The organism is Flavobacterium sp. UW10123, assembly GCF_040538975.1.
Taxonomy (GTDB): domain Bacteria; phylum Bacteroidota; class Bacteroidia; order Flavobacteriales; family Flavobacteriaceae; genus Flavobacterium.
Genome location: NZ_JBEWQE010000019.1, coordinates 73,409 through 94,380, shown reverse-complemented (window position 1 = coordinate 94,380; position 20,972 = coordinate 73,409). Strand labels below are relative to the sequence as shown.

The 20,972-nt window shown below is 32.6% G+C and carries 22 protein-coding genes; 10 read left to right on the top strand and 12 right to left on the bottom strand.

Features of this window, described 5'->3' with window-relative positions:
- Positions 1-32 precede the first annotated feature (32 nt).
- From ABXT06_RS19895 to ABXT06_RS19880, 4 genes are all read right to left on the bottom strand, one after another.
- Positions 33-548, bottom strand: coding sequence for a DinB family protein (locus ABXT06_RS19895; protein WP_354592312.1), 516 nt, complete (start codon positions 546-548; stop codon positions 33-35).
- 10 nt (positions 549-558) lie between these two features.
- Positions 559-3,144 (bottom strand): phosphoenolpyruvate carboxylase, encoded by a 2,586-nt coding sequence (locus tag ABXT06_RS19890; RefSeq protein WP_354592311.1) that lies wholly within the window; start codon positions 3,142-3,144, stop codon positions 559-561.
- A gap of 92 nt (positions 3,145-3,236) precedes the next feature.
- On the bottom strand, positions 3,237-3,716 hold the full coding sequence (locus tag ABXT06_RS19885) for an Lrp/AsnC family transcriptional regulator (protein WP_008468989.1): 480 nt from the start codon (positions 3,714-3,716) through the stop codon (positions 3,237-3,239).
- A 77-nt stretch (positions 3,717-3,793) separates the two neighbouring features.
- The gene (locus ABXT06_RS19880; protein ID WP_354592310.1) at positions 3,794-4,948 is read right to left on the bottom strand and encodes a M14 family metallopeptidase; all 1,155 of its coding nucleotides are present in this window, start codon (positions 4,946-4,948) and stop codon (positions 3,794-3,796) included.
- Between the two features lie 312 nt (positions 4,949-5,260).
- Between ABXT06_RS19880 and ABXT06_RS19875 the strand changes: the two genes are divergently transcribed.
- Positions 5,261-5,716 (top strand): helix-turn-helix domain-containing protein, encoded by a 456-nt coding sequence (locus tag ABXT06_RS19875; protein WP_354592309.1) that lies wholly within the window; start codon positions 5,261-5,263, stop codon positions 5,714-5,716.
- 84 nt (positions 5,717-5,800) lie between these two features.
- Here ABXT06_RS19875 and ABXT06_RS19870 read toward each other — a convergent pair whose 3' ends face one another.
- Positions 5,801-6,352, bottom strand: coding sequence for a 1-acyl-sn-glycerol-3-phosphate acyltransferase (locus ABXT06_RS19870; protein WP_354592308.1), 552 nt, complete (start codon positions 6,350-6,352; stop codon positions 5,801-5,803).
- A 64-nt stretch (positions 6,353-6,416) separates the two neighbouring features.
- Between ABXT06_RS19870 and ABXT06_RS19865 the strand changes: the two genes are divergently transcribed.
- From ABXT06_RS19865 to ABXT06_RS19845, 5 genes are read left to right on the top strand one after another with little or no spacing between them, the layout of a single operon-like run.
- Complete coding sequence (locus ABXT06_RS19865) at positions 6,417-7,082, top strand: spermidine synthase (protein ID WP_354592307.1); 666 nt, start codon at positions 6,417-6,419, stop codon at positions 7,080-7,082.
- 4 nt (positions 7,083-7,086) lie between these two features.
- Positions 7,087-7,764, top strand: coding sequence for a peptidoglycan DD-metalloendopeptidase family protein (locus ABXT06_RS19860; RefSeq protein WP_354592306.1), 678 nt, complete (start codon positions 7,087-7,089; stop codon positions 7,762-7,764).
- A 6-nt stretch (positions 7,765-7,770) separates the two neighbouring features.
- Positions 7,771-8,247: a hypothetical protein gene (locus ABXT06_RS19855; RefSeq protein ID WP_354592305.1), complete on the top strand. Its 477-nt coding sequence runs from the start codon at positions 7,771-7,773 to the stop codon at positions 8,245-8,247.
- Between the two features lie 12 nt (positions 8,248-8,259).
- Positions 8,260-8,784 carry a hypothetical protein gene (locus ABXT06_RS19850; protein WP_354592304.1) on the top strand — a complete coding sequence of 175 codons (525 nt, stop codon included), beginning with the start codon at positions 8,260-8,262 and terminating at the stop codon, positions 8,782-8,784.
- Positions 8,785-8,831: 47 nt separating this feature from the next.
- Positions 8,832-9,299 (top strand): nuclear transport factor 2 family protein, encoded by a 468-nt coding sequence (locus ABXT06_RS19845; RefSeq protein WP_354592303.1) that lies wholly within the window; start codon positions 8,832-8,834, stop codon positions 9,297-9,299.
- Between the two features lie 239 nt (positions 9,300-9,538).
- Here ABXT06_RS19845 and ABXT06_RS19840 read toward each other — a convergent pair whose 3' ends face one another.
- Positions 9,539-11,026: an aminotransferase class V-fold PLP-dependent enzyme gene (locus ABXT06_RS19840; RefSeq protein WP_354592302.1), complete on the bottom strand. Its 1,488-nt coding sequence runs from the start codon at positions 11,024-11,026 to the stop codon at positions 9,539-9,541.
- Between the two features lie 184 nt (positions 11,027-11,210).
- Between ABXT06_RS19840 and msrA the strand changes: the two genes are divergently transcribed.
- Positions 11,211-11,744, top strand: a complete 534-nt coding sequence (gene msrA, locus ABXT06_RS19835; RefSeq protein WP_354592301.1) for a peptide-methionine (S)-S-oxide reductase MsrA — start codon at positions 11,211-11,213, stop codon at positions 11,742-11,744.
- A 97-nt stretch (positions 11,745-11,841) separates the two neighbouring features.
- Positions 11,842-13,410 (top strand): protein adenylyltransferase SelO, encoded by a 1,569-nt coding sequence (locus tag ABXT06_RS19830; protein ID WP_354592300.1) that lies wholly within the window; start codon positions 11,842-11,844, stop codon positions 13,408-13,410.
- Between the two features lie 106 nt (positions 13,411-13,516).
- Here ABXT06_RS19830 and ABXT06_RS19825 read toward each other — a convergent pair whose 3' ends face one another.
- Both ABXT06_RS19825 and ABXT06_RS19820 read right to left on the bottom strand, forming a co-directional pair.
- Positions 13,517-14,485, bottom strand: a complete 969-nt coding sequence (locus tag ABXT06_RS19825; RefSeq protein WP_354592299.1) for a YpdA family putative bacillithiol disulfide reductase — start codon at positions 14,483-14,485, stop codon at positions 13,517-13,519.
- A gap of 1 nt (position 14,486) precedes the next feature.
- On the bottom strand, positions 14,487-14,960 hold the full coding sequence (locus ABXT06_RS19820) for a CYTH domain-containing protein (RefSeq protein WP_354592298.1): 474 nt from the start codon (positions 14,958-14,960) through the stop codon (positions 14,487-14,489).
- A gap of 183 nt (positions 14,961-15,143) precedes the next feature.
- Here ABXT06_RS19820 and ABXT06_RS19815 point away from each other — a divergent pair, with 183 nt between their 5' ends.
- Both ABXT06_RS19815 and ABXT06_RS19810 read left to right on the top strand, forming a co-directional pair.
- Positions 15,144-16,061 carry an OmpA family protein gene (locus ABXT06_RS19815; RefSeq protein WP_354592297.1) on the top strand — a complete coding sequence of 306 codons (918 nt, stop codon included), beginning with the start codon at positions 15,144-15,146 and terminating at the stop codon, positions 16,059-16,061.
- Positions 16,062-16,078: 17 nt separating this feature from the next.
- Complete coding sequence (locus ABXT06_RS19810; RefSeq protein WP_354592296.1) at positions 16,079-16,618, top strand: helix-hairpin-helix domain-containing protein; 540 nt, start codon at positions 16,079-16,081, stop codon at positions 16,616-16,618.
- 51 nt (positions 16,619-16,669) lie between these two features.
- On the opposite strand, the gene ABXT06_RS19805 is transcribed toward ABXT06_RS19810, so the two are convergent.
- The 4 genes from ABXT06_RS19805 to menA form a co-directional block, all read right to left on the bottom strand.
- Positions 16,670-17,713, bottom strand: coding sequence for an o-succinylbenzoate synthase (locus ABXT06_RS19805; RefSeq protein ID WP_354592295.1), 1,044 nt, complete (start codon positions 17,711-17,713; stop codon positions 16,670-16,672).
- An 88-nt stretch (positions 17,714-17,801) separates the two neighbouring features.
- Entirely contained in the window at positions 17,802-19,040 is a 1,239-nt protein-coding gene (locus ABXT06_RS19800; protein ID WP_354592294.1) for a tetratricopeptide repeat protein, read from the bottom strand.
- Positions 19,041-19,232: 192 nt separating this feature from the next.
- Positions 19,233-19,910, bottom strand: coding sequence for a metal-dependent hydrolase (locus ABXT06_RS19795; RefSeq protein WP_354592293.1), 678 nt, complete (start codon positions 19,908-19,910; stop codon positions 19,233-19,235).
- 28 nt (positions 19,911-19,938) lie between these two features.
- Positions 19,939-20,901, bottom strand: coding sequence for a 1,4-dihydroxy-2-naphthoate octaprenyltransferase (gene menA / locus ABXT06_RS19790; protein ID WP_354592292.1), 963 nt, complete (start codon positions 20,899-20,901; stop codon positions 19,939-19,941).
- Positions 20,902-20,972 lie beyond the last annotated feature (71 nt).

Below are 20,972 nucleotides of genomic sequence, written 5' to 3'. Positions count from 1 at the left end.
TTTGGGATTTTATATTTTCAAATATTCATTTTTTACAAATATCTTTCTTCAAAAACTTTCTGATGGTGTTTTTGATGTCCAATCATGACAAAACCTAAAGCGCGAACAGAAATTGGATTATTAGATGCCGTTCCAATTCTTTTTAGCTGTTCATCAGATAAGCTTTTGTAAAACAATAAAGTTGAATGTCTTACAGCCGAAAATTCAGTAAGCAAATCTTGAATGCTTCTCTTGTTTGAATCTGTATTATCTGCATAATCATTTTCTTCAAAACTTGGCAAAGGCGTTTTATCATTTCTTGAAAAACGTAAAGCGCGATAAGCAAAAATTCGTTCTGTATCTATAACATGCTGAATAATATCTTTGATTGTCCACTTGCCTTCTGCATAACGATAATCAAATTTATCCATTGGAATATTTTGAACAAATCGAATAAACTCGTGAAGAGAGATTTCTAAGTCTTCAATCAAAATTCCATCTCCTGCCGCTTTGATATAAGTACCAAAATGGCCTGAATATTCAGTTTCTAATAATTCTGATGCTCTCATTTTTTATATTTTAAGCTGAATTTCTACTTGCGTTAGTATTTCCAAATAATGATCTGGTTACGATTTTCTCATAAACTTTAACCAATTCTTCATTCGGTTTTTCCGCTTTATTTAACTCATTTATTCTCAATAAAGCATATTGCTGAATAGTCAATAACGGTAAAACAATGCGCTCTCTTATCTGAATTGAAGCAATACCATCAGGATAATTTTCCATTAAAGTCTTATGTCCAGCAATTTTCAATAAAAGACGTTTTGTTTCTGAGAATTCATCATAGATAATCTGCCAGAATTCACCAAACTCAGCATCATTTTTCATGTAAGCTGTTAATGGCAAGAATGATTTTGCTAATGACATCATACTATTTTCAAGTAATGTTTTGAAAAATAATGAATTATGATACAAATCACTTACTTTGTCCCATTGTCCAGTTTCTTCAAAATGTCTCAATGCTGAACCAACTCCAAAGAATCCAGGAACGTTTTGTTTTAACTGGCTCCATGAACCTACAAACGGAATCGCTCTTAAATCTGCAAAATCTAATGATTCAGATTTACTTCTTTTAGAAGGACGGCTTCCAATATTGGTTTTTGAGTAATATTTCAGCGTACTCATTTTTTCTAAATACGGAATAAACTTTGGATGATTTTTAAAGCTTAAATATTTGTCATAACCCAGATTAGCCAAATCAGTCAAAATTTGAGTTTCTTCTGCGGTTAATTCGTTTTTCTCTTTACTAAATACTTGATTGGTAACACCAGCACTTAATAAGTTTTCGATATTATAACGGCAAGAATCTAAAGTTCCAAAATTAGAACTGATTGTTTGACCTTGAACTGTAATTTGAATTTCGTTGTTTTCAATTTTTGGACCAAGAGAAGCATAAAACTTGTGAGTTTTTCCACCACCACGAGCTGGAGGTCCCCCACGACCATCAAAGAAAATTGCTTTAATTCCGTATTCTCTAGAAATTTTAGTCAACGAAATTTTAGCTTGATAAATACTCCAGTTTGCCATTAAATAACCACCATCTTTTGTTCCATCAGAGAATCCAAGCATAATTGTTTGTTTGTTTCCTCTTGATTTCAAATGTTTAGCATATTCTGGATTCGTGTACAATTGCTCCATAATCGTATGAGCATTTTGTAAATCGTCTACAGACTCAAAAAGCGGAATAATATCTACTGTTGGTTTTTCCCAATTATTCAAACGAATCATGGCAAAAGTTTCCATAACGTTCAAAGCACTTTCGTTATTACTAATAATATAACGATTTGCTCCTTCTTCACCATTATTTTGCTGAATCGTTTTAATGGCTTGTACAGATTCTAAAGTATATCTTGTAATTTCATTTTCAAAATCACTAGGATTTAGATTTCCTTTAACTTTCGACAAAATATTAATTTTTTGATCTTCTGTCAATTCGAAATAATTTTTTGGAAAAATATCCGAACCAGAATTCAAGTAATAGTTTACAACATCTTTGAAAACAGCGTTATGAATTTTACTATTCTGACGAATATCTAAAGTTGCAAAATGGAATCCGAATAAGTTGATTTTTACTAAAAGCGCATCTAACTCATCTAAATATAAAGATTGATGTTTCTCAATAATTATAGTTCGAATTTTGTTTAATTGCGTCAATAATTCCTCTAATGTGATGAAAATATCACCTTTAGAATAGAATACAGAACGGTAAAGTTTATGTTCAAGTTCGGCTACTAAATCATCTACACCAGAAAAAGTTAGCTTACGCTTTAAGTTTCTCATTTCCACATAATAGCACTTTAAAATTGAAGTTCGTAAACGATCAGCAACTTTAAGCGTAATGTCTGTAGTGACAAAAGGATTTCCATCACGATCACCTCCTGGCCAGAAACCAAGTTTAATTAATTGGTTTTGAATCGGATTTCCTTCTAATATATTTTTTTGAAGATAGTGTACAATTTCTCCTGCTGTAGCATAAAATACATTTTCTAGGTACCAAATTAAACTTACTGCTTCATCATAAGGATTTGGTTTTTCTTTCTGAATGAAAGGCGTTTTTCCTAATTGAGCTAGTAATTGTTTAATCTGCAGCAAATCATTTTGACGAATTGCTTCTGTCAAATCATTTATAATTCCTAATACAGGACCAGGATAAAACTGCGTTGGATGCGCTGTTAAAACAGTACGAACATTGAAACTTTCTAAAAATTCACTTAATTCGTCATCTTTCTCTTTTGCATCAGATTTCTCTTTGATATCACGAAGAGATCCACGTCCTTCCATGTTGTTAACTTCTGGAAAAGCTGCATCTTCGATAGCATCAAATAATACAATTTGACGCTCTATATATTGAATAAATCGAAACATAAGATCGATTTTTTCTTCTTCAGAAGCGTTGCTTAAGAATTTATTTGAGAAGAAATCGACGATTTCTTTTGGTGTTTCTTGTTTTTTAAAACCTGTTTCGCAAGTTTCTGTAAATAAAGGAAGTAAAACTCCTGTATTATCTATAGAATCAAAGGGTAATGTTATAAAAACACTATTATAAATGTGGTATTTCGAGAGAACGTCTTGATTAAAACGTTCAATTTTTGGCAACGTATACATAATCGTGTTATAGTTGGTTGGTTAATTAGTCATAAAAAAACCCCAAGAATAAACTTGAGGTTATATTTTAATATAGCATTCAAGAAAAGTTCTTACATATTTTTGAAAATAGTATGCATCAAACGCTTTTTATCGTTTATACTTTCCTCTAATGAAATCATTGTTTCTGTTCTGTAAACACCATCAATATCGTCAATCATAAAGATAACTTCTTTCGCGTGCTTAGTATCTTTTGCTCTAATTTTGCAAAAGATGTTGAATTTCCCTGTGGTTACAGAAGCTACAGTTACGAATGGAATTTGATTGATTCTCTCTAATACAAATTTAGTTTGAGATGTATTATTAAGAAAAACCCCTACATAAGCAATAAATGAATAACCTAATTTATCGTAATCTAAGGCTAATGAAGATCCCATGATGATACCGGCATCTTCCATCTTTTTAACTCTAACGTGTACTGTACCAGCAGATATCAATAGTTTTTTTGCAATGTCAGTAAACGGAACTCTCGTATTGTCTATTAACATATCTAAAATCTGGTGATCTACTTCATCTAAACGAAATTTACTCATAATTGTTTAATTAATATTACTAATTGCTATTACAAAGTATAAAATTATATATAAAAAACAACAAATTCACATAAAAATTAACTTTTTATTAATCCGTTAACAAATTTAACATTTTTATTTAAATAAAAATTTGCTTTTTGACCCGTTTTAGGAAAGTTTTGGAAATCGTCCGAATATTCTGCGCCTTTTGCGTCGTATTCGTAATGACCAAAATAATTTTCCAGCTCACCTACTTCTACTATGTAAGCATTAAAATGAATCTTATTTTCGATTAATTCTTCTTTGTATTGTGCGACAAAATTCGTAATAATTTCGATACCATCATAATTTATTTTGACATTTTTATACATAAAATCATAAAAAACCACATTATTTTGTGAAATATTCAAATATTCGGAAAATCTATTGCTAACTAAATCGTTTTCGGATATGAGTTTAAAGCTTAAAATTAACGCGAAAAATATGAATTTCCTAGTGATTTCTCTCTCGTAATCCTCTGGAAAGTGTCCTGCCTCAAATAAGATGGTTGGAACGCCTAAAAACTGAAAAGTGTCTCCTATACAATTAATATTGAAGGAGTCATCAAAACGTCCAACTTGTCCAGGAATATATTTTTGAAGCTCTTCATTGATTCCAGCAATGATATTTATCGCTTTTAATCTATTGTCATTTACTTCTCTTTCTTCATTATATGATGGCGCTAAAAAAGATACGGTTGCAGGTTTTCCTGTCGTCCCTGCCCCGAATATGGTACGCTGATCGTGCAAGTTAAAGCAGAAGTCAGGTTTAAACTGCTCAAATACCTCACGTAAAACTTTACTTTCAGGCTGAGTCAAATCTTGTGAATCACGATTTAAGTCAATTCCGTTTGCATTTGCTCTAGTATAAAGCCTTGCTCCGTCAGGATTAAGCATCGGAATGCAGTAAAATGTGAAAGTATTCAGCATTTGTTTAGCAAAATCGGTATCGTCATTCAGCAAATTAATGAAATCAAATAAGGCTTTTGTTGTTGTGCTTTCGTTTCCGTGCATTTGCGACCATAAATAAGCACGCGTTTTTCCTGTTCCGATTTGGTAACTATATATAGGTTCTCCAAGAACAGATGTACCAATAATCTTTACTTGTCCATTTGTATTTAACTTCTCTAAAAGTGGTTTTATATGATCTAAAGTAAGATATCTGCCAGAGATAGATTGTTCTTTGTATTGTATAAAAAGCTGTTCTAAATTCATTGCGTTTCAATTAGTTTACAAAAGTAAACATCTTTATTTTTACAATTGTAAACTGTAGAAAAAAATAATAATTTAGAATTGTAAACAGTTTTTAGGAAGATTTATGACAATTTGGGATAACTCTTTTTAATTGAGTCTTTTAAAATATAAATACACTTATAAATTAATATATTTCAGTTAATTACAAATATTTATTTCAATTTTAAATTTAACATAAAATTGAACCTAAATTAAAATTACAACAAATACTTAGAAGTATTTGCTCTTTTTGTTTACATTTGTAAATGAGTGATTTTAAAACAAAAATTTACAATGGTAAACATAGATGATTTTGTAAAAAGACTTGAAACTGTATTGGAGTATCATGGTTTAAATGCATCCGCTTTTGCCGATAAAATTGGAGTGCAACGTTCTAGTATGTCTCATCTTTTGTCTGGCAGAAATAAACCCAGTTTAGATTTTGTGATGAAAATTTTGGAAGTTTTTCCAGATGTAGACTTATATTGGATTTTGATGGGAAAAGGAAATTTTCCAAAAAATACAAATGAAGAAGTTATTCCAATCGAGCACTCTCCTCTTCCTTCTTTACCAAATCAGAATATTGGCAGTGATTTATTCTCGGGCTTAGAAATAAATAATGAAGCAGAAAATAGAGAAACAAAAAAATCAGCAACTCCAAAAAATGTAAATTTTAATTTGGAAGACGAAGAAATAGAAAAAATCGTCTTATTCTATAAAAATGGTACTTTTAAAGCCTACTCTCCTTAATGCAAAAATTAGCGCGTATTTGACCCTTTGTACAGAAAATTTTCAAATATGCGATTCTCACGTGTTTGGAAAAATTCCCAGAAATTACAGTTTAATGCCGTTTTCAGGAATTTTACCTAAAACTCCTTCGTAGTGTTTTTTCAAAATTTCATAATCGGCTTCATAATTTCCGGTTGGCATAAATGGCTTACCAAGATTTACTTCTTTTTTGCCCCAATCAAAAGCAACGGGAACAATTGGCACATTCGCTTTAAGCGCTATAAAATAGAATCCTGTTTTTATCTCACTTACTTTTTTTCTAGTTCCTTCTGGAGCAACTGCCAAACGGAAGATTTCTTTTCTATTAAAAATCGAAGCAATTGCATCCACTTTATTTAATCCGCCCGAACGATCTAATGGTTCTCCGCCTACATTTTTAAAATAAAAACCAAAAGGAAATCTAAATAATTCCTTTTTTGCTACAAAATTCATCTGCAAACCAGATATGCCTCGGGTAAAAAGACCAATGTAAAAGTCATGATTACTTGTATGAGGCATCACTACTAATACGCATTTTTTTACTTCAGCATTCTCCATTCCCACTATCTTCCAGCCCATTAGCTTGTAAAAGATGAATTTGTATAATAGTTTTTTCATGAAAGATTTAATATTTGATGCAAAATAAAAGATTTAATGGTAAATTTGAGTAAAAGCATAAAAAATGATTCGAAAATTTTTCAGTTACATAATTCCAATAAAAATATTTAAGAAAAAATCAGCCAGAAGCAAAATGATCGAAGTTACTTGGGCAAATGGCGAATTAGTATTGGACACTGAAAACACAAATTATTCATACGGAAGTTTACAGCGTATATTGCGATATGGACTTCGAAATATTGGATACGATAAAATTCTTGAAATGGAGCATATTCTTCTGCTAGGAGTTGCTGGCGGAAGCGTAGTTAAAACATTGGTAGATGAAATTGCATACAAAGAAAAAATAACAGGCGTTGAAATTGATCCAGAAATGATTCAGATAGCCAATCAATATTTCAACTTAAACCAAATTAAACAATTAGAAGTAATTATTGATGATGCTTTTGAATTTGTTCTGAAAACGAAAGAGAAATATGACCTTATTATTATAGACATTTTTGAAGATACTAATATGCCAAATTTTTTATTCGAAAAGTTTTTTGTCGATAGAGTTTGTATGCTTTTAAAAGATGATGGCTTTGTTTTATTCAATACCATGATTTTGGACGAAGCACATAATGTTAGAAATAGAAAATATGTTTCTGAAGTGAATCCGAAAATGTATAAAACAAAAATGCTGCCCCGCATTGAAGTGCATAATGAATTAATAATTATAAATAAAGTAGCTTAATTTTATGAAACCCCTCGCCTCAATCTTAAATTCCCTACCGCCTACAAAAGTTATTGATGCCTCAATTAATATTTCTGAATACACGCCGTTAAATCTATCGGTTTCGAATCAAGAATTGGTAAATCAGAAATTAGATACCTCAGAAGATTTTGAGAAATATATTTCAAAATTTCTAAAAGAAAACAATGCCAAAGTTGCATTTGGAGGTTACATAGAAGGACGCTTTTTGTATCAAAGAAGTCCTATTTTCTTAAACGCTTCAAAACCGGAACGCAATATTCATATCGGACTAGATTTATGGGCAGAAGTTGAAACTGCCGTTCTTGCTGCTCTGGATGGTAAAGTGCATAGTTTTAAAAATAATATTGGTTTAGGCGACTACGGTCCCACTATTATATTGGAGCACGAAGTAGAAAATGAAAAATTTTATACTTTATACGGACATTTATCGTTAGAAAGTATAGAGAACTTAAAGATCGGAGACCTTTTTAAGAAAGGTGAAAAGATTGCTGCTTTAGGAGATGCCTCAGTAAATGGCGATTATGCTCCTCATGTCCATTTTCAAATCATCCATAATATCGGAGATTATTGGGGAGATTATCCTGGAGTCTGCAATACAAAAGACCTAAACTACTATATCGAAAATTGTCCCGATCCTAACTTATTATTAAAAATTACTTAAATAGTTATGAAGAAAGCAGGATTGATTATATGTTTGTTGTTATTAATTGGATGTAAATCTAAAACCGTAAGTAGAGATACTGAAGATTTAAAAATTAAAAAAGTTTCTGGAGCAGATATAAATGCAAATCAGCAGCGTAAAGCCTATGATTTAGGAAAAAGAGTTTTAGAAACTTGTAATACTTCAAAATTTAAACCTTTTAATGAAACTGAAGTAACTAAAACGGTTATGGAAAACACTACAGAAGAGCGTTTAACCAAAACCTGCCAAAGATTTAGACAATACTACGGAAGTTTTATAGATTTAAAATTAGATGGAGTTTACAAAACCAAACATGAAGTCATTTACCGCTATCATGCTTTATACACCAAAAAAGTTGCCAATAAAGAATTGCGCATTTTTGTAAATGAAGACAATCTCATTTCGGCCATAAAATCTATGGATTGGGATGAAAAATTTGATGCCAAATTAGCCGATCAATAAATTATAGTACTTATGAATTTTAAACTACCGCTTCTTCTTTTATTATTTATTTCAACATTTGCTTCTGCACAGCAAACTATGAGTGTAAAAGGTTCTGCGCCATATTCAGCAACACAAGAATATACTTTTATCTGCGAGAAATATGCTTATTCTGGTGAGATAAATGTACAGATAGCAAAAACTGACAAAGGCGGTATTTTAAAACTAACCATTTCTACAGCAAGCGACAAAGCAAAAATTGCTGGAGGCGTTTACGTTGATTTGACAAATGCCGATGTTATTGCCTGTACAGATAAAAATGTAAAAGAATCTGCAGACGGAAAAACAACTGCTTACTATTATTTTACTCCATCAGAATGGCTGAAGCTTAAAAAAACTGATATTTATGCCATAAGATTCATCATTGCTGGCGGCCCAGATATTTCAGGAAATCTAACTGGACATTTTACTGCTTATAGCAAAGTAAAATATTTCTCGACGGCATTTGATAAATCTAAAAAAACATTTGATACAGCTAAAGAAATTAGTGTTTTATAGTGATTTTTTAATCTAATAAATCTTATATTTAACATAAATATTTCTTTATGAACTCAAATGAAGCCTTAATTACAAAATTTTACACTGCTTTTGCGAATGCTGATGCCAAAACGATGAGCGAATGCTATCATCCGAAAGTTCATTTTATAGATCCAGCTTTTGGTTTATTAAAAGAAGAACAGGTTTCTAAAATGTGGGAAATGCTGCTTTTGAAAAGTAAAGGAAATTTAAAAATTGAATTTTCAAATGTAAAAGCAGATGATTCTACTGGTTCTGCAAATTGGATAGCTACTTATAATTTTAGCAAAACAAACAGAAAAGTCATTAATAAAATTTCAGCCGAGTTTGTTTTTCAAGACGGATTAATTATCAAACATACTGACAATTTTGACGTTTGGAAATGGTCTAAACAAGCCTTTGGTCTTACCGGTTATTTATTAGGATGGACTGGTTTCTTTCAGAAAAAAGTGCAATCGCAAGCTCTTTCTGCTCTGAAACAGTTTCAAAACATTTAATTTTCTTTTAATAAAAAATAAAAATAAAAATAAAACCCGACAAGTTTCAAAAACCTGTCGGGTTTATAGCTTTGCTATCTCAATAACCACACAGATAACCAGAAAAGCTTTAAAAAAACTTAGCGTTCTCTGCGTTAAAAAAATTAGCCACAGATTAAAAAGATTAAAAGGATTTAAAAAATCTGCGTTAATCAGTATAATCTGTGGATAAAAAATCTTTATTGGCTTTTTAGTAAAATCTAAGATTTAAACCAGCTTTCAACCAATTCTTCTTCAAACGAAGTAGCGTCTTTGTGAATAAACTCATTACGATTTTTATCATAAGAATAATCCAAAGCCCACTCTTTATGATTTGCTGCTAATTCTTTAATGCTGTTACAAACAAAAGTAATTTCTTCATCAGTAGTTGTTGGGTGAATTGACATTCTAATCCATCCCGGTTTTTTAATTAAATCACCAATAGTAATCTCATTAACCAATTTATTTGAAGTTTCCTGATCAACATGCAGTAAATAGTGTCCATAAGTTCCTGCACAACTACATCCTCCTCTAGTCTGAATTCCAAAGCGATCATTTAAGATTTTAACTCCTAAATTAAAGTGAAGATCATCAATAAAGAATGAAACTACACCCAAACGTTCTTTGTGCTGTCCAGCTAAAATTTTAATATTCGAAATAGGTTCTAATTCAGAGAAAACATAATCAACAATTTCGTGTTCACGCTCCATGATGTTTTCAATTCCCATTTCTTCTTTTAGTTCGATAGACAAAGCTGTCTTAATAACTTGTAGAAAACCAGGAGTTCCGCCATCTTCACGATCCTCAATATTATCAATATATTTATGTTCTCCCCATGGATTTGTCCAACTTACTGTTCCTCCTCCTGGACAATCAGGAATCATATTGTTGTATAATTTCTTATTGAAAATTAAAACTCCAGAAGTTCCAGGTCCTCCTAAGAATTTATGAGGCGACATAAAAATAGCATCCAAATAAGCCTCTGGATCCGCTGGATGCATATCAATTTCTACATAAGGTCCAGAACAGGCAAAATCAACAAAACAAACACCATTGTATTGGTGCATCAATTTTGCTGCACCATGAAAAGGAGTTCTTAAACCTGTAACATTTGAACAAGCAGTTATAGAAGCAATTTTGATAGTTCTATCTTTATATTTTTCCAATAAAGCTTCAAGGTTTTCTAAATTAAAAAGACCTTTTTCGCAAGACGGAATAATTTCAACATCAGCAATAGTCTCTAACCAAGAAGTCTGATTAGAATGGTGCTCCATATGAGAAATAAAAACAATAGGTTTTTTCTCTGCAGGAACATTCGTAAAACTTTTTAAGTTCTCAGGAATCTTCAATCCTAAAATACGCTGGAATTTATTGATAACTCCCGTCATTCCAGTACCATCAGTAATTAAAACATCATCATTATTTGCATTTACATGACGCTTAATGATATGTCTTGCATGATGGTATGCCTTTGTCATAGCAGTACCAGATACAGTAGTTTCAGTATGTGTATTGGCTACAAAAGGCCCAAACTGATTTAATAGTTTTTCCTCAATCGGACGATACAATCTTCCGCTGGCAGTCCAATCTGTGTAAATTATTGATTTTCTGCCATAAGGTGAAGTAAATTCTTGATTTATACCGACAATATTCTGTCTAAATTTCTGGAAATAAGTTTCCAGTGTCATGGTACTATTTTTGCTATTCATTAGTTGTGCCTTGTGTTTGGTTGCAAATATATATAGTTTTTTATAAAATTGCGAATTTATCAATAGTAAACTTCAAACACTATATTACCGTTTGGTATTTTTAGTTAAAACAACTTTTTTTTAATAAATTATCATAATATCCTATCGAATTAATAGGCATTAAACTTTAAAGAAAGTATTATTTATGGGAAATTTATCTGTAGCTACCTTTGGTGGCGGATGTTTTTGGTGTATAGAAGCTGTAATTCAGCGTTTAAAAGGTGTAGAATCAATAAAATCGGGTTATTCAGACGGATTTATAAAGAATCCCGCTTATCGTGAAGTGTGTACAGGAAGAACAGGACATGCAGAAGTGATTCAAGTGACTTTCAACCCTGACATAATTTCATATCATGACTTAATTTTCATTTTCATGACAAGTCATGACCCGACAACTTTAAATCGTCAGGGCGGCGATAGCGGAACTCAGTACCGTTCGATAATTTTATATCACGATGACTTGCAAAAAGAAATTGCAGAAAAAGTCTTCGAAGAAGTACAGCCTGCTTATGCAGATCCAATTGTAACGCAATTAAAACCTTTTGAAGTTTTTTATGAAGCCGAAGATTATCATCAAAACTATTACAATGAGAATCAAGAAGCTGGGTATTGCCAAGTGGTAATTGATCCAAAAATTCAAAAACTTAAAAAAATGTACGCTGACCGATTGATTGGATAAAAGTTTTTTGCCACAGATTACACAGATTAAAATGATTTTTAAAAAGAGAAATCTAAATAATCCTTTTAATCTATGGCAAAAATAAGAAAGACACAAAATGAAAAATCTTAAAATAAATAATCGATTTACTGCCGAATTACCAGCAGATCCAGATTTGACAAATGAAGTTCGTCAAGTTAAAAACACGCTGTTTTCATATGTAAATCCCACAAAACCTTCAAATCCAAAATTGATTCATGCTTCAGAAGAAGTGGCTGAATTGGTTGGAATCTCTAAAGACGAAATCCAATCGGAAGAGTTTTTGGACGTTTTTTCTGGAAAAGAAATTCTACCAGAAACGCAACCTTATGCCATGTGTTATGCAGGACATCAATTTGGAAATTGGGCTGGACAATTAGGTGATGGCCGCGCAATCAATTTAACAGAAGTTGAAAGCAACAATCAATTTTATACACTTCAATTAAAAGGCGCAGGAAAAACTCCGTATTCTAGAACTGCAGATGGTTTGGCTGTTTTGCGTTCTTCAATTAGAGAATATTTATGTGCCGAAGCAATGCATTATTTGGGCGTTCCTACTACTCGATCGCTATCACTTGCTCTTTCAGGAGATCAGGTTTTAAGGGATGTTTTGTATAACGGAAATCCAGCTTATGAAAAAGGCGCAGTAGTTTGTCGTGTTGCTCCGTCGTTTATTCGTTTTGGAAGCTACGAAATGCTTACGGCGAGAAATGAGCTAAAAAATCTTAAGCAATTTGTAGAATTCACCATTAAGCATTATTTCCCTGAAATCATAGGAGAACCAAAAGAGCAATACCTGCAATTCTTTCAGAAAGTGGCTGATACAACGCGTGAAATGATCTTGCATTGGCAGCGCGTCGGATTTGTGCATGGCGTAATGAATACTGATAATATGTCGATTCATGGAATCACGATTGATTATGGTCCGTATGGTTGGCTGGAAAATTATGATCCAGATTGGACTCCAAATACAACAGACAGTCAAAACAGAAGATACCGTTTCGGAAATCAGCCTCAAGTGGCGCAATGGAACTTATTTCAATTGGCAAATGCGCTTTATCCGTTAATTAATGAAGCAACGCCTCTTGAAAAAATCTTAGACTCTTTTATAATTGATTTTGAGAATGATTACAAAATAATGTTTTTAAGTAAATTAGGAATATTTACTTCGAGCGAAGCTGATGATAAAATCATAAAAGGTTTAGAGGAAATTTTGCAGTTATCCGAAACTGATATGACTATCTTCTTTAGAAATCTTAGTAAAATTAAAAAAGAGGATTCTGTAGAACAAGCATTCGAAAAAATTGAATATGCATTTTATATCCCTGAAGAAATAAGAGAAAACATTCTTGATGCTTGGCAAAAATGGTTTACCGTTTATCTGAAAAGATTAAATACAGAAGAGCTTTCGGATGAAGAACGTGCTGAAAAAATGAATCAAATTAATCCAAAATACGTCCTTCGAAACTATATGGCGCAATTAGCGATTGATGCTGCAGATAAAGAGGATTATTCTTTGGTTGATGAATTATTTCAGCTTTTGAAAAATCCGTATGATGAACAGTCCGAATCTGAAAAATGGTTTGCAAAACGTCCAGATTGGGCTAGAACCAAGGTTGGCTGTTCGATGCTGTCTTGTAGTTCTTAAAAATTTTTTTGCCACGAATTACGCTAATTTACACGAATTTCTTTTTTATAAAGTAAACCTAACTTTTAAAAATTTGTGCAAATTCGTGTAATTCGTGGCAAACTTTTTACTTTGAGCTTATATAATCTACAATCATGTTGGCATGAATTCTAGAGTTTTCTATAAACCATTTATGAGTCTGCATTCCGCCACAAACTACTCCGGCAAGAAATAAACCTTCAACATTAGTTTCCATCGTTTCTGGATTATAAACAGGAATTTTTAATTCATCTTGAGATAATTCAATTCCTATTCTTTCTAGAAAATTTAAATCTGGTTTATAGCCTGTTAACGCCAGAACAAAATCATTTTCTATTGTAATTTTTCCAGTTGGAGTCTGAATTTCTACTTCATTCTCGCGAATTTCTGTAATATTAGACTCGAAATATGCTTTAATGCTTCCTTCAGCAATTCGGTTTTCAATATCAGGTTTTACCCAATATTTTACACGGTTGTTGATTTCGTTTTTACGAATTACCATTGTAACCTCTGCTCCTTTTCTCCAACATTCTAAAGCTGCGTCTACAGAAGAATTATTAGCTCCAACCACCAAAACTTTTCTAAAAGCATATTCGTGTGCTTCTTTATAGTAATGACGAACTTTTGGCAAACTTTCGCCCAAAACATTCATTTCAATCGGAATGTCATAAAAGCCGGTTGCGATTATAACATTCTTAGACTCATAATTCTGCTTGTCGGTTGCAATTTTAAAAATATCTTGATTCTTCTGTACATCAGTTACTTTTTCAAATAAGTTAATGTTGAATTTAAAGTAGCGGTGAATATTTCGATAATATTCTAAAGCCTCCTGCCGTCCTGGTTTTGGTGCCAGACAGTTAAACGGAATTTCGCCTATTTCTAGCCTTTCGGCTGTTGAGAAAAAAGTCATATATAGCGGATAGTTGAAAATGCTATTCACTATTGCCCCTTTTTCTATAATTACATATTTTAAATTTTTCTTTTCAGCTTCTATTGCACAAGCAAGACCAATTGGCCCGCCCCCTACAATAATAAGGTCATAAATTGATTCTGTCATTTTATTTTTGCCAATCTTTATAAGGATTTTTGCTTAAATAAGCATTGTAATATCTTTCGTCGTTGGTTACTTCTTCGCCGAGCCATTCTGGCTTTTCAAAAACTTCATCTTCTGAATTTAATTCTATTTCAGCCATTATCAAACCTTCATTTTCTCCATAAAACTCATCGACTTCAAATACATGTTCTCCAGATTTTATTTCGTAGCGAGTCTTTTCAATTTTACCCTTTTCGCATAATTTCAATAGTTCCTGAGCTTCACCAAGCGGAATTTCATTTTCCCATTCAAAACGAGACATACCACCGCTATGACTTATTCCTTTTATAGTGATAAAGCCTTTGTGACCTTTAATTCTAACTCTAACTGTACGTTCGGGAGCAGAACTCAAATAACCTTGAGCAATCTTGTTCTCGGCAAAAGCTTCTTTTTTAAAGTCATCTGATTTTACAAGAAATTTTCTTTCTATTTCAACCATCTTAAATGTAGATTATTTTTTATGCAAGTTACTCATTTTAATCAAGCTCTTAAGCTTCTAAAAAATGAAAAATAAGTTAATTTGTTTTATCTCATCACAAATAAGAAACATCAAAACAACTGATTATTAACATATTAGTATGATTATTTTGATTAAATTTGATAGAATCTTAATCCGTCACCTATGTCTAAAAAAGCACTTTATTTGTTAGGCATTGCAATAACTATAATTTTAGGTACATTTTTGTATCTGAAATTTTGCTGCAACTGCTGTGAAAAAACAACAACGGATAATACTCCCAAAGCAGACACAATTGCTGTGCAAGAGCCAAAATTTGTTCCGTTTGTATTAAATGGTCCCGGAATTAATTATCAAACAAATGATAATTTAAAGTTCCTTAAAAACAGTGCAAAACTAATTATGCCTGTTGAAGACTCTGTAACTACTGGTATTGACAATTTAAAAATGTTCTTGGCATCAAATCCAAAGCAAAAGATCACAATAACCGGTTACGCACTCTCTGACGAAACAAACACCACAACTTTTGAAAATCTTGGTCTTGCAAGGGCAAATGATGTTAAAAATTATTTTGTTTCAAAAGGAATGCTTGAAAATCAGCTTAACACAAAAGGTGTAATTATTGACAAATGGAAAATGAGTGCCGACACGCTCCTTGGTTCCGCCGATTATACGTTTGAAACTATTGATTCTACTTCTGTAGCAAATGCAAACGATGAATGGAGTGTCTTGAAATCTAAGATAAATGCAGATCCTTTAATTCTTCATTTCAACACAAATAAATCGCGTCAGACTTTAAGCGAGGCAGAGAAACAGAAAGTAAGTGACATTGCCAAGTATACCGAAAATGTAAAAGATGCTGTCGTTGTTGTAGTTGGCCATTCTGATAATGTTGGAAATCGTGACTCCAATATTGTCTTGGCACAAAAAAGAGCTGAATTTTCTAAAGATTATCTTTCTAAAAATGGAATTGATTCTTCAAGAATTGAAACCCAATCTAAAGGCCCTGATGATCCAATAGGTGACAATAATACTCCAGAAGGAAAAGCCGAAAACCGAAGAACAGTTATTACTATTAAATAATATCAAAACATACGATCATGAATATACCTTGTATCTTAATACCAGCACTAGTGGGATTAATCTGTGGAATTTTAGGTTACTTGCTAGGAAAAATGAACTCGAAAAATGATGATACGCTTTCAGCATCACTTCAAGCCGATTTGGATGCATGCAAGGCCAATACAAAGAATCTGAATGCTAGAATCTCAACATTAGAAGCAGATTTGGTAGCAAAAGCAAAAGTACAATCTTTTGCGGCAACAGCCCCTGCGACAATACCTTTTGATGCTGCTTTGGCCGCAAATGTATTAGGCAAAAAAATTAAAGAAGACGATTTGAAAATTGTAGAAGGAATTGGACCTAAAATAGAAGCTTTATTTAATGCTGCAGGAATCAATACTTGGCATGAACTGTCACAAGCTTCTACAGAAAAATTACAGTCTATTCTGGATGCTGGAGGAGAAAATTACGCTATGCATAATCCGAGCACATGGGCAAGACAGGCTCTTTTGGCTTACCAAGGAAAATGGCAGGATTTAAAAGAATGGCAAGATAGCCTTTTAGGCGGGAAAGAGTAAAAAAGAGGTTCAAAGGTTCAAAGCTACAAAGGTTCAGAGATTTTACCTCTGTCACTCTGTTTCTTTGAACCTTTCCCAACTCTTAGAAACATTATACCATAATTGGCCTTTTTTCACTTCAAGCGGGCAATCTATATTATTAGTATATAAAGCTCCAGTTCCTAGACCTTGAGGCATATCCGAATTTAATGTAAATGTCCATTGTGCAATGGCATTTAGTCCTATATTGCTTTCTAATGCTGAAGTGATCCACCAGCCAATATTATATTTTTCTGCAAGTGTAATCCACTCTTGTGTTCCGCGGAAACCACCGATAAAACTTGGCTTTAAAATGATGTATTGAGGCTTAATTTCTTGAAGCAATTTTTCTTTCTCTTCAAATGAAAATACGCCTATAAGCTCTTCATCTAAAGCAATCGGAAAAGGCGTCTGTTTACAAAGTTCAGCCATTTCTTGAACTTGCCCTTTTTTAATTGGCTGCTCGATACTATGAAGCTGAAATTGATTTAATTGGTTTAATTTATCTAAAGCTTCTATTGAAGAAAAAGCACCATTGGCATCTACTCTAATTTCTATTTCTTTTGCAGAAAAATGACTTCTAATAAATTGCAATAATTCTAATTCTTTTGCAAAATCAATGGCGCCGATTTTAAGTTTTATACAGCTAAAACCATCCGCTAGTTTTTCTTCTATCTGCTGTTTCATAAAAGCAGATTCGCCCATCCAAACTAATCCATTTATCGCAATTGAACTTGAATTATTGGTAAAATTAGATGGAAATAACAGATATGGATTTTCGCTTTTAAGCGACAAAAAAGCCATTTCTATTCCGAACTGAATAGATGGAAATTCTAATAATGCATTCCAAAGTGCTGTTTCGCCCAAATGAATATTATCGCAAGCCCATTTTAACTTTTCTTCGTAGTCTGTACGATCATCTGCGCTTAAGCCACGCAATATGCCGCACTCTCCTATTCCTTTCTTGCCGTTTTCTTCCAAAATTATAAACCAAGTTTCTTTCTCGGTCATAATTCCTCTTGAAGTTCCTGACGGTCGTTTAAATTCTAGTAAATATTTATGGTAAGATGCTTTCATTTTTTTTAAGGTGCTAAGGGACTGAGGTACTTAGGTACTAAGTTTAAAAAAAATACGCTTTAAAATGCACCGTCATATCTAGAGAGACTTAATTATATAGTTTTAAGATTTTTTCAAAATCTTTTGATGGTAAACCTGCTTTCTCAAATGCTGCAAAGTCTAATTTCGTTTTTGCAATCCAGCTTAAACTATCTGTTACATTTTGAGTTTGATACTTTTTATAAATGGCTTTGGCTGCACTATAATCATCACTCACCAAATAAGTATGCGCTAAATTTAGTTTGACTAGTAATTCTGTGTCGTCCAATTTTTCACCTTCTTGAAGCGCTTTTAAGGCTTTAGCATATTGTTTCGTCAAAATATAGCAGTATCCAAGCGAACTATAATCGAGTGCAGTTGCTTTTCCTTCGTTTACAATTGTATTCAGTTTAGGAATTGCTTCGTTGTATTTTTGAGCTTTGATTAAAGAGGCCGTTTGAGCTCTTAGATCATTGAATACATTTTTAGAAATATCGGCATCTTTGTAACAGCTATTTCCAAAATCTTTATACACTTTTGTTTTTTCTACAGCCAATAATTTTTGAAACTCATCATAACGATATTGTTTCATAATTTTATTTAGGATACAAACGCAAAAATCATCCGAATTGGCCATTTTTTGCGCCATTGTAGACGTTTTGCATAAACTTATAATTTCGTTTTTGTTATCCTGATTCCAGCCGCGATTTAATTTTGTATCAACCCAAGGCACAACTTCTAAGACCACTTTTTGACTTAAAAGCCAGTTTTTGCTTTCGAAACCAAACCAAATCGTGCTAATGTTTTCTTTTAAACAAGATGATTTATTGACAGATAATCTTTTAGCATCTTTGCTTACAGGCTCAGCTTGCGAATAACAGGCTTTATCGATTTTACCATCTGCAACATATTTTTTTGCATTTTCATTAGACGTAAAAATCGAATACGTGCATTCGTCATCACCTGAAATTTTTGACATCAGAAAAACAGCTCCGGCAGAACCTTGACTGACGCCAGTTGGATCTGGGATTGCTTTTAATAAGGAAACCAAACTATTGGCCATTTCCTGATTTTTATCTAAAAGTGTAATTCTATATACAATTTCTGTAGTTCCAACGGGTAAATCTTCTGTTGGAATAGAAATTCTATCGCGTGCAGGAACCATAATTTCTTTGGTTGTAGCACGTTCTTTGTCCCAATAACCCTCTTTTTGTGCAAAAGCGTTACAAGAAACTACGATAAATAGAGAGAGAAATATTTTTTTGAAAGTTGAATTTTGTGAGGATGATTTAATTGCCACAGATTTCACAGATTAAAATGATTTTTACTTTAAAAAACTTTAATTCAACAACATAGATTATGCCAAATAACTTTCTTATGGAACTAAGTGCCCTAGCCCCGATAGAGGCGGTATCCTTTTTAAGGCAATTTTTCTTTGCCTTAAAAAGATATAGCCGAAAGCGGGATTAGCTCCTTACATCGACTCCGCTCAAGATGATAATTATAATTCAATGGAATCTCCGATTGGTAAAAGCATTAAATCTTTTCCTTTATCGAAAAATTTGCGAATTGCTTCTTCGTGATTGATTTCGATATAACCAAAAGTATCATAGTGATATCCTAAAACTTTGTCGCACTCTACAAAATCTGAAGCGATAATGGCGTCTTCAACATCCATTGTAAAGTTGTCTCCGATTGGAAGAATTACTAAATCCAGTTTTGTACGAAGAGGAATCAGTTTCATATCGTATGTCAAGGCAGTATCTCCAGCGATATAGATATTTTTATGTTCTCCTTCGATTACAAAACCTCCGGGATTTCCTCCATATGATCCGTCAGGAAAACTGCTTGAATGAATTGCATTTACATATTTTACTTTTCCGAAATCAAATTTCCAGCTTCCACCGTGATTCATTGGATGCGAATTGAATCCCTTTTTTGCATAGTAACTTGCAATTTCAGCGTTAGAGACAATTACTGCATTCGTGTTTTTAGCAATGGCCTCAACATCTAAAACGTGATCAGCGTGTGCATGCGTTAGTAAAATATAATCGGCTTTTATGGTGCTTAGATTGATTGTTGCCGCTTGTGGGTTTCCGGTAATAAATGGATCCACAATAATGTGTTTTCCTCCTACTTCAATTCCTAATGAAGCGTGTCCGTAGTATGTAATTTTCATTTTGTTACCTTTTTAAGTTAAACATATTTTATCTTCCTCCTAAAAAGAGGTTTACAATAATATCTGAAATCAAAGAAATCATACAAACTGTAAGTAATACAGAAAGCAAGAATGTGCTTAATGCTAGTTTTTTCAATTCTGGATCCAATAGTTTTGGATCTTGGTTTTTGTAAACCGTGATTAAATGTTTTGTCAACGGAATATATGCCAGTACAAATAAGTATTGGTCAAAATTATAATCGCTTAAAATAGCAAATACAACCACCAAAATCATTGCTGTAATAATCAAGAAAAAGTGATAATTTTTGGCTTTTTGAGCGCCAATCTGCACTACAATGGTATTTTTTCCTGCTTTTTTATCCGATTCTTGATCACGCATATTGTTCAGGTTTAAAACTCCGACACTCAATAAACCGATTGCTACAGCTGGAAGAATCAAAAGCGGATCAACTTCTTTTGCATATAAAAAGTTAACTCCTAGTGTACTCACTAATCCGAAGAAAATGAAAACGAATAAATCTCCAAAACCTCTGTATCCGTAAGCAGAATTACCAACTGTGTAGCGAATTGCAGAAACAATAGCGGCAATTCCTACCAAAAGAAAAAAGATAGAATATCCAAAATTATCTTTTCCGAAAGCAAAATAGATTAGAATTATAGCAGACAATAAAGTCAAAAATGAGGTAATAATAATCGCTTTTTTCATTGCTTGAGGCGTAATAACCCCGCTCTGAATTGCACGTTGAGGCCCAACTCTATCTGCATTGTCTGTACCTTTTACTCCATCGCCATAATCGTTTGCAAAATTGGACAAAACCTGTAATCCTAATGTTGTTAATAAGGCAAAACCAAAAACTTTCCAGCTGAATACTTCTGTTGGAGTGTTAATTGTTTCTGTTGGATTTGACAAAGCATAAATGCTTCCAACAATAATTCCAGAAACTGATAAAGGCAATGTGCGCAGTCTTGCGGCTTCAATCCAATGTTTCATTATTTGTTTTGTTTGTTTAGTTTCAGGTTTCAAGTTTCAGGTTCCTAACTTGAAACCTGAAACTTGAAACT

Coding starts and splice junctions, on each gene's coding strand:
- ABXT06_RS19795 (WP_354592293.1), bottom strand. CDS start 19,910: ATGAAAATTACATACTACGGACACGCTTCATTAGGAATTGAAGTAGGA.
- ABXT06_RS19860 (WP_354592306.1), top strand. CDS start 7,087: ATGAAACCCCTCGCCTCAATCTTAAATTCCCTACCGCCTACAAAAGTT.
- ABXT06_RS19885 (WP_008468989.1), bottom strand. CDS start 3,716: ATGAGTAAATTTCGTTTAGATGAAGTAGATCACCAGATTTTAGATATG.
- menA (WP_354592292.1), bottom strand. CDS start 20,901: ATGAAACATTGGATTGAAGCCGCAAGACTGCGCACATTGCCTTTATCA.
- ABXT06_RS19870 (WP_354592308.1), bottom strand. CDS start 6,352: ATGAAAAAACTATTATACAAATTCATCTTTTACAAGCTAATGGGCTGG.
- ABXT06_RS19815 (WP_354592297.1), top strand. CDS start 15,144: ATGTCTAAAAAAGCACTTTATTTGTTAGGCATTGCAATAACTATAATT.
- ABXT06_RS19825 (WP_354592299.1), bottom strand. CDS start 14,485: ATGACAGAATCAATTTATGACCTTATTATTGTAGGGGGCGGGCCAATT.
- ABXT06_RS19880 (WP_354592310.1), bottom strand. CDS start 4,948: ATGAATTTAGAACAGCTTTTTATACAATACAAAGAACAATCTATCTCT.
- ABXT06_RS19830 (WP_354592300.1), top strand. CDS start 11,842: ATGAAAAATCTTAAAATAAATAATCGATTTACTGCCGAATTACCAGCA.
- ABXT06_RS19810 (WP_354592296.1), top strand. CDS start 16,079: ATGAATATACCTTGTATCTTAATACCAGCACTAGTGGGATTAATCTGT.
- ABXT06_RS19840 (WP_354592302.1), bottom strand. CDS start 11,026: ATGAATAGCAAAAATAGTACCATGACACTGGAAACTTATTTCCAGAAA.
- ABXT06_RS19850 (WP_354592304.1), top strand. CDS start 8,260: ATGAATTTTAAACTACCGCTTCTTCTTTTATTATTTATTTCAACATTT.
- ABXT06_RS19820 (WP_354592298.1), bottom strand. CDS start 14,960: ATGGTTGAAATAGAAAGAAAATTTCTTGTAAAATCAGATGACTTTAAA.
- ABXT06_RS19845 (WP_354592303.1), top strand. CDS start 8,832: ATGAACTCAAATGAAGCCTTAATTACAAAATTTTACACTGCTTTTGCG.
- ABXT06_RS19875 (WP_354592309.1), top strand. CDS start 5,261: ATGGTAAACATAGATGATTTTGTAAAAAGACTTGAAACTGTATTGGAG.
- ABXT06_RS19805 (WP_354592295.1), bottom strand. CDS start 17,713: ATGAAAGCATCTTACCATAAATATTTACTAGAATTTAAACGACCGTCA.
- ABXT06_RS19855 (WP_354592305.1), top strand. CDS start 7,771: ATGAAGAAAGCAGGATTGATTATATGTTTGTTGTTATTAATTGGATGT.
- ABXT06_RS19865 (WP_354592307.1), top strand. CDS start 6,417: ATGATTCGAAAATTTTTCAGTTACATAATTCCAATAAAAATATTTAAG.
- ABXT06_RS19890 (WP_354592311.1), bottom strand. CDS start 3,144: ATGTATACGTTGCCAAAAATTGAACGTTTTAATCAAGACGTTCTCTCG.
- msrA (WP_354592301.1), top strand. CDS start 11,211: ATGGGAAATTTATCTGTAGCTACCTTTGGTGGCGGATGTTTTTGGTGT.
- ABXT06_RS19895 (WP_354592312.1), bottom strand. CDS start 548: ATGAGAGCATCAGAATTATTAGAAACTGAATATTCAGGCCATTTTGGT.